The 8,346-nt window shown below is 27.1% G+C and carries 7 protein-coding genes; all 7 read left to right on the top strand.

All coding sequences use genetic code 11. From position 1 onward, the window contains the following. Positions 1 to 43: 43 nt before the first annotated feature. The 7 genes from A500_RS16805 (at position 44) to A500_RS16775 (ending at position 8,159) form a co-directional block, all read left to right on the top strand. Positions 44 to 907 carry a hypothetical protein gene (locus A500_RS16805; protein ID WP_016208766.1) on the top strand — a complete coding sequence of 288 codons (864 nt, stop codon included), beginning with the start codon at positions 44 to 46 and terminating at the stop codon, positions 905 to 907. A 38-nt stretch (positions 908 to 945) separates the two neighbouring features. Continuing rightward, positions 946 to 1,989 (top strand): hypothetical protein, encoded by a 1,044-nt coding sequence (locus A500_RS16800; RefSeq protein WP_157453691.1) that lies wholly within the window; start codon positions 946 to 948, stop codon positions 1,987 to 1,989. After that, positions 1,964 to 2,863 carry an ATP-binding cassette domain-containing protein gene (locus A500_RS16795; protein WP_083935717.1) on the top strand — a complete coding sequence of 300 codons (900 nt, stop codon included), beginning with the start codon at positions 1,964 to 1,966 and terminating at the stop codon, positions 2,861 to 2,863. Before A500_RS16800 ends, A500_RS16795 begins: the two co-directional genes overlap by 26 nt. Further along, positions 2,853 to 3,497, top strand: a complete 645-nt coding sequence (locus A500_RS16790) for a hypothetical protein (protein ID WP_016208763.1) — start codon at positions 2,853 to 2,855, stop codon at positions 3,495 to 3,497. The genes A500_RS16795 and A500_RS16790 overlap by 11 nt, the downstream gene beginning before the upstream one ends. Before the next feature lie 185 nt (positions 3,498 to 3,682). Further along, positions 3,683 to 5,605, top strand: coding sequence for a PrkA family serine protein kinase (locus tag A500_RS16785; RefSeq protein ID WP_016208762.1), 1,923 nt, complete (start codon positions 3,683 to 3,685; stop codon positions 5,603 to 5,605). A 5-nt stretch (positions 5,606 to 5,610) separates the two neighbouring features. Continuing rightward, entirely contained in the window at positions 5,611 to 6,786 is a 1,176-nt protein-coding gene (gene yhbH / locus A500_RS16780) for a sporulation protein YhbH (protein WP_016208761.1), read from the top strand. A 2-nt stretch (positions 6,787 to 6,788) separates the two neighbouring features. Then, on the top strand, positions 6,789 to 8,159 hold the full coding sequence (locus A500_RS16775; protein WP_016208760.1) for a SpoVR family protein: 1,371 nt from the start codon (positions 6,789 to 6,791) through the stop codon (positions 8,157 to 8,159). The last annotated feature ends 187 nt before the right edge of the window (positions 8,160 to 8,346 follow it).

Here is an 8,346-nt window from a genome sequence, read left to right as displayed (position 1 = left end):
ATATTAATACTACTTTATATTAATTAATAAAAGAGGAAATAATATGGATAAAATAATTAATTCTTTAAAAATACACAATTCAAATATAAAGCATAAGAAAATAATGATTATTATAGGAAGTTTAATCATTTTATTAAGCCAATATGTTAATTACTATTATTACGTGTTAGATAAAAATAAATTATATAATTCATTAAGGGGACAAACTTATGTTATTGCTATATTGACTTTATTTTTCATGATAAATGGATATTTTTTAGGTAAAAGCGAAGAAAAGGATAAATGTGAAGAAGTATTATCATGTATTACAAATGGAGAAATATTCAATTTAACAGGAAAGTTATTACTTGGAGTAATCTACTCACTAATTATTACAAGCGTTTTAGATATTCTTATAATTATTATTTATATGAAAATGGGTAACTTTCTATTATTTAAAGAAGTTATTAGCTTTATTTTTCAATATCATTTTATTCCTATATTAGTAGGATATCTTATTGGTTATATTGTTGGAAATAATATAAAAGGAAATAAGGGGTATTTATTGATAATATTATTATGGTTTTCACTTACACCGTTAAATAATGAGCTATTTAGAGTATTATCAAATATGTTTCATACTATTAATGTAAATTACCTAAAATGGTTATTAACCCAAGGATTTATTAATTCTGAAATGGAGATATATAACAGCATAATAGGAATAAACGTATCAATTACAATAGTAGTCAAAAATATAGTTATATTATTAATTTCTTTGGTGGTAGTTTATAGAAAATATATTAATAAAAAAATTATTATTCCTTCTATAAGTATTGTGATTATTTTTATATGTGGATATATGTACATAAATTCCAAAAGTATAGAAGTGGATATTTTCAAAATAGGACACAATATGATTTTATAAAATTCGAAAGAGAAAATCAAAATCCTAATATAAATTATATGATTGAAAGTGTAAATATGAAAATTAATTTTGATAATAAAACGAAATTTGAATCAAAATTAGAGATAAATAATATAAAAGATGAAAATATAACTTTTTATCTACATCCGTTCTTTACTATAGAGAGTATATCCGATGAATTGGGACAAACTGTAAAATTTACAAGAGATAATGATGAAGTAAATATTGTATTAAATAGCACAGAAACTAAATCATTAGATATTAAATATTATGGATACAGCAAATACGGAATGTATATGAACATGGAGCAGGTATATCTTCCTAACTTTATTAACTATATACCTACTAATAGAACTGGTTTTACAGATGATAATGATATAGAATATTTTATTAGTACAAATTTATCTAATATTAGTTATTCGAATTTAGAATTTAAAGATGGTCAATTAAATGGAAAAAGTAATGATGGTGTTATATTATTGGCTACAGACCAATTAAAAGAAATAAAAATAGATTCCTATAATATTTACTATTCGCCTTCATTGTACAGTGAAGAAGATATTAAATTAAATCTAGAAAAAATAGTAAGTGGATATAAATTTTCTAATAAATTATTTAGTGATTTATTTAATAATGAGGAATATGATATTAAAAATATAGCTATTGTAAATATACCTCTATTACCTAGTTTGATAACAGTTTCAAATGAGTCTTTACTAGTTCAGGATTATAATTCTATAATTAATGATGGAGCATTTTTAGATTATATAATTAGGGGAGAGCTAAAAGGAAATTATCAAAATAATGCAACTAATAATATTTTGATAAATAATGTATATATAAATTTAATTAAAGAATATTCAAATAAAAGATATAATACAAACTTTATGATAAATAGTATCCCTAATGAGGATATAAATTATGATGAAGTAAAAAGAATAGAAAATTTAATAAATAAAATGAATATAGAAGACTTAAAAGAGTTTATAAATGACTATTATAATTTGATTAATAAAGGTGTTAATGTAACTAATATAAGTGAGCTAGTAGATTTATATGAAAAGAGGTATGGCATTGAGTAATATAGTTATTGAAAATTTATCTAAAAGCTACGGTAAGTTAAAGGTTTTAGATAATATTTCTATGGAAATTCCAAAGGGTAACTTTGGCTTGTTAGGTCCAAATGGAGCAGGAAAAACAACGCTAATGAGAACTTTAACAACATTGTTAGATATAGAAAAAGGTAATATTAGTTATGAAGATATAGAATGGAAAAATAAAAATAAAGTAAAAGAGATTATTGGATATTTACCACAAGAATTTTCTTTATACAAAAATGTTAAGTTATATGATGTTATATATTATTTGGCTAACCTAAAGGGTATAAAAAAGAATAATATAGATGAAGAAGTTATAAGCGTATTAGAATTAACGAAACTTAATGAACATAAAAACAAAAAGATAAGAGAACTTTCAGGTGGAATGTTGAGGAGAGCTGGTATAGCTCAGGCACTTATAGGCAATCCTAAAATACTTATAATTGATGAGCCAACGGCTGGACTTGATCCAGAAAGGAGAATTGAATTTAGAAATTTAATTAATGAATTATCAGGAGAAATAACATTAATAATATCAACACATATAGTTGAAGATTTAGAAGCAACTTGCGAAAATATTTGTGTATTAGATAAAGGAAAAATATTATTTAAGGGAAGAGTTGAAGAACTAAAAAATAGAGCCCAAGGTCATATTTTTGAAGGCATTTTTAATAAGGAAAAATTTAAAGATGTTGAAAAACTAATTCATGTAATTAATATAAGATATGAAGGAAATAAAATTAATGCTAGATTTGTATCTCATGAAGAGTTAAGTAAATATGAAAATTCTATTGTAGAAGTTAAACCAACACTTGAAGATGCATATTTCTATTTAAGGAAGTTAAAAAATGAAGAATAAAAATATATTAGAGATAAAAATTTTAGGAAAAGAAATATTTTTGTTTATTCTAATGTTTATAAGTGGCTTATTAATTTACTATTGGCTTATGAGAAAAACTAACATGGCAACATCTAGTTTTATGTTCTTTTCTGAATATTGCTTAACATTTTTTGCAGGAATAATGGGAGTTATTAATACAAAAGAATTAGTTGAGGACGATATTGGAGAAATACTATTTACTATAAAAGATGCAAAAAGGAAATTAGGTATAAATAGACAGTTTAGATTCATGATTTTTTATATAATACTATTAAGTATATATGTTTTTATTTCCTCATTAATATTTAAGGAAATAATATTTATTAATATATTGTTACAATTAATTGCTCAAAGCTTATTTATGAATTCTCTAGGTTTTCTTTTAGTTGTAGCATTTAAAAATAGTGGATTAGCCTTATCTGGAATAGGATTATATTCAGTAGTTTACTACTTTCTATACCTCATAATAAGAAATACATTCATTAATTTTCTAAATATATATGTAACAGGATATTTTGGGTTACCTATAGGTGAAACTGTTTTATTAACAATTAAATGCTTAATATATTCATTGAGTTTTTATATATGTGGACAAATAAATATAAAGAGATGATAATCGTTTAAAATAAAATATATATGTAAAAAAGCTGATATGATTTTCTCATATCAGCTTTTTTCGTGAACCTTTTTTCATTTACGTGCATATTTATAGAAAATTAAAAGGAGTTCATTTAGGAAAAAATACTTGTCATATATAGGCAAGGATAATGAATATATTTTAGTAAAAGGGGGGAGTAAATGAACTTTGAAGAATTTATAAAAAGTGATAGAGAAAGCAGAAATAGAGAAAAGTTTGAAGGAACATTCCTTGATTATTTAGAAATAATAAAAGAAAACCCAGATATAGCTAAGCTTTCACATAAGCGAATTTATGATATGGTAGTTAGCAAGGGAATAGAAGTACTAAAGGGAGAAGAGAACCCTAAGGTTAAGAAAATATATGGAAATGAATCTATAAGAAAATATGGTTTTTTTAAGGATGATTTTTTTGGTATTGACAAAGTTATAATGAAGCTTGTAAATTATCTACACTCAGCTTCAATGAATGCTGAAGAATCTAGACAGGTTTTATACTTAGTTGGTCCAGTTGGAGCAGGTAAGTCATCTTTAGTAGAAGCTTTAAAGAAAGCATTAGTAGATTGTGCTCCTATATATTCATTAAAAGGTTGTCCAATGCATGAAGAACCATTACATTTAATACCTAAGCATTTAAGACCAAAATTTGAGGAATTATTAGGTTTAAAAATAGAAGGTGATTTATGTCCAGTTTGTAAGTATAAGCTGCTTAATAATTTAAATGGAGAATATGAAAAATTCCCAGTTGAAAGAAAGGGATTTTCTATTAGATCTAGAAAAGGAATTGGAGTTGTCCCACCGGTAGATCCTAATAATCAGGATACATCAATATTAACAGGTTCAATTGATATTTCTAAAATGGATATGTATTCAGAAGATGATCCAAGAATATTTTCACTAAATGGAGCATTTAACGTAGGTAATAGAGGATTAGTTGAATTTATAGAAGTATTTAAAAATGATGTGGAATATCTTCATACAATAATTACAGCAACACAAGAAAAATCTATTCCATCACCAGGTAAAGGATCTATGATTTACTTTGATGGTCTTATAATAGCACATTCAAATGAAGCTGAATGGAATAAATTTAAATCAGATCATACAAATGAAGCTATTTTAGATAGAATTGTAAAAATAGAAGTTCCATACTGCTTAGAGCTTGATGAAGAAGTAAAGATATATGAAAAAATATTAAAAAAGAGTAACTTTAATGCTCACATAGCGCCACATACAATAGAAATTGCAGCTATGTTTGCTATTCTTTCAAGATTATCTCCATCAGCTAAGGTTGACCCTATAACAAAACTTAAAATTTATAATGGAGAAGATATAGTTGAAAAAGGTGGTACTAAGAGAATTGATATAAATGAATTAAGAGAAGAAGCCGGTTCATATGAAGGTATGAAGGGCATAAGTACAAGATTTATAATTAAGGCAATAGATAATGCGCTATCTAGTTCAGAGCATAACTGCATAAATCCATTAAGCATAATGGAAAGTATAATAAAATCAGTTAAGGAAATGGATATAGCAGCTGAAGATAAGAAAAAATATCTTGCTTTTATGCAGGATACTATAAGGAAAGAATATAACAAGATTCTTGAAAAGGAAATTACAAAAGCATTTATTCATTCCTTTAGAGAACAGGCTGAAAGTTTATTTGATAACTATATAGATAATGCAGAAGCCTTTGTTAATAAGAGTAAAATTAAGGATATATCCACTGGTGAAGAATTAAATCCAGATGAAGAATTTATGAGAAGTATAGAAGAACAAATAGGGGTTTCAGAAAATTCATGTAAGGGATTTAGAGCAGATGTTACTTCATATATGTTCTATTTAATTAGAAATGGAAGCAAAATAGACTATACTTCCTATGAGCCTTTAAAAGAAGCTATAGAAAAGAAACTTATGGCATCTGTTAAGGATCTTTCAAGAATAATAACTAAATCTAGAGTTAGAGATACAGAACAAGCTGAAAAATATAACTCTATGGTTGAAGAAATGCAAAATAATGGATACTGCTTACATTGTTGTGATGTCATATTAAAATATGCTGCAAACAACTTGTGGAAGGATTGATAAAAATGGCAATCTTTAGAGACAATGCAGATAATCCATTAGAGCATGATAGATCCATAGAAGATAGAAGAAGGCATAGGCAATTAGTAGAAAAGTCCATAAAAGAGAATTTGGGAGATATTCTTTCAGAGGAAAGTATAATTGGGGAAAGTAAAAATAAGAAGTTTAAAATTCCAATTAGGGGTATAAAAGAATATCAATTTGTATTTGGGCGAAATAATAAGGGGGTTGCCACAGGGGTTGGAAATGAGAGGCGTGGAGATAAGATTTCAGATGGAAGTCAGGGCTCTGGAAAAAGTGGAAATAAAGGAGCTGGAAATTCTCCAGGGGATGATATCTATGAAACTGAAATAACAATGGAAGAGCTTATGGATTATATTATAGAGGATCTAGAGCTTCCTAATTTGGATAGAAAAAAGTATTCTGAAATAATAACTGAAAGTGCAGGGCGAAAGCGTGGATATCAAAGATATGGAATAAATCCAAGGCTTGCAAAGAAAAAGACAGTTATAGCAAAAATGGCAAGGAAGCAAGGGAAAAAGAGAGCATTATTAGAGGAAGGGTTAAATACAAAAATAGCTAGGTTTCCATTTAGAGAAGAAGATCTTAGATATTATAAGGTTAAGAAAAAACCTAAAAAGGAAAGTAATGCAGTAATGATATTTATCATGGATGTATCAGGATCTATGGATAGCAGTAAAAAGTATTTAGCAAGGTCCCTATTCTTTGTTTTATCTAGATTTATAAGAAGAAAATATAACAATATAGCCTTTGAATTTATATCCCATACAACAGTTGCAAAAAGGGTAAATGAATATGAATTTTTCCATAAAGCAGAATCTGGAGGAACTTATATTTCAAGTGGACTTAATACAGCTTTAAATTTAATTGCACAAAAATATCCACCGGAAATGTGGAATATTTATCCTATATATGCTAGTGATGGGGATAACTGGAGCGAGGATAACGAAAGAGCTATGAAATCTGTAAAAGACTTATGTGAAGTAAGCAATATGTTTGGATATGCAGAGCTATTACCTTCCACTTATTCTACAACAATGTACTATAGATTTAATAAGGAAATAAATTATAAAAATTTTGTTTCCGTAATAGTAAAGGAAAAGAAAGATTTATGGGATGCATTGAAGATAATGTTATCTAAAGAGCTAAAGGAGGAATAGCTATGGAATACAATGTGAGTACTTTAGAAGCTTGGAATGAAATTATAGAATCAAAGGCAAGGGAATTTGGACTAAATTTTTATCCACAAGAATTTGAAATAATAGGGTTTAATGAAATGTTAGGATATGAGGCATATGTTGGTATGCCTTCTAAATATCCTCATTGGAGTTATGGAAAAGCGTATGATAAAAATAAAACCTTATATTCATTAAATATGACTGGATTAGCCTATGAAATGGTAATAAACTCAAATCCTTGTCTTGCATATTTGATGAGAGAAAATACGTTACTTCTACAAATACTAACAATGGCACATGTTTATGGGCATAATGATTTCTTTGCAAATAATAGAATGTTTGTAGAAGGAACTAATGCTAAAGGTGCATTAGAGATGTTTAAGCTAGATGCAGAAATAATTAGGGGATATATTAACGACCCAAGTATAGGATATGAAAAAGTTGAAAAAATACTAGATGCAGCTCATGCAATTAAATTTCAAATACCTAGAGTTGTTGGAATAAAAGAATTAAGTAGTGAAGAGATAAAAGAGAGTTTAATTGAAGATTATTATTTAAAAAAAGAAAATAGAGGGATATTAGAGGAAAATAAGGATATTCCATTTCCCAATATATCTAAAATACCGGTAGAGCCATTTGATGATGTTATTGGATTTATAATTAAATATAGCTCCTTAGAAGAATGGGAAAAAAATATATTAAGAATAGTAAAAAGAGAAACCAAATACTTTATGCCACAAATAGAGACCAAAATAATGAATGAAGGATGGGCAAGCTTTTGGCATTATAATATATTAAAAGAACTAGATCTTGAGGAAGGACTGCATTTTGAATTTTTAAAAAGGCATAATGATGTTGTAGCACCTATTATAGGAGGATTAAATCCGTATTATATAGGGTTTAAAGTATTCCAAGATATTGAAAGAAGATACGGACGAGATAAGATTTTTGAGGTTAGAAAATTAGAGCGAGATAGTTCATTCTTGAGAAGGTATTTAACTCAAGAGCTTTGTGAAGATCTTAATTTATTTCAATATGCTAAAAAAAGTTTTGATTACGTAATTGAAGAAGTACCAGATGAAATTGGTTGGAAGCAAATAAGAGATTACTTAGCAGATACTTGTGGTGTTGCATCAATTCCATATATAAGAGTTACTGATTTAAATAAAAGGGATTTAAGCTTAACATTAGAACATTTTTTCGATGGGCGTGAGCTTGAAATGTCATACGCAAAAGAAACTCTAAAATATGTTCAAGACTTATGGGGGCATAAGGTGACTTTAATAACAAAAACAAAAGAAGGTAAAAGTGTAGAAATAGTTTGTAATGAAGACAGAAAAATATTTATTAATTAAAGTAAGTTTTAAATTGCAAATATAAAGGCTACGATAAATAGATATGTTTCATAAGCTAAATATCTACGAAAAGAAGTACTAGGCTCGGAGAACTACTATGCCAAGAGTTTTGGTTAAACTCGCTGCGCTCAGACAAACCAACAACACTAAGGCATAGTAGTTCTTCCTTTCACGAAGTACTTCTGTT

Origin of the sequence: Clostridium sartagoforme AAU1 (assembly GCF_000401215.1) — a bacterium.
Lineage (GTDB): Bacteria > Bacillota > Clostridia > Clostridiales > Clostridiaceae > Clostridium > Clostridium sartagoforme.
The sequence above is the reverse complement of the archived record's forward strand: the minus strand, read 5'-3'. Positions and strand labels throughout refer to the sequence as shown.

Excerpts from the sequence above, each read along its gene's own strand:
- A500_RS16800 (WP_157453691.1), top strand. The coding sequence starts at position 946 with ATGATTGAAAGTGTAAATATGAAAATTAATTTTGATAATAAAACGAAA.
- A500_RS16785 (WP_016208762.1), top strand. The coding sequence starts at position 3,683 with ATGAACTTTGAAGAATTTATAAAAAGTGATAGAGAAAGCAGAAATAGA.
- A500_RS16775 (WP_016208760.1), top strand. The coding sequence starts at position 6,789 with ATGGAATACAATGTGAGTACTTTAGAAGCTTGGAATGAAATTATAGAA.
- A500_RS16805 (WP_016208766.1), top strand. The coding sequence starts at position 44 with ATGGATAAAATAATTAATTCTTTAAAAATACACAATTCAAATATAAAG.
- yhbH (WP_016208761.1), top strand. The coding sequence starts at position 5,611 with ATGGCAATCTTTAGAGACAATGCAGATAATCCATTAGAGCATGATAGA.
- A500_RS16790 (WP_016208763.1), top strand. The coding sequence starts at position 2,853 with ATGAAGAATAAAAATATATTAGAGATAAAAATTTTAGGAAAAGAAATA.
- A500_RS16795 (WP_083935717.1), top strand. The coding sequence starts at position 1,964 with ATGAAAAGAGGTATGGCATTGAGTAATATAGTTATTGAAAATTTATCT.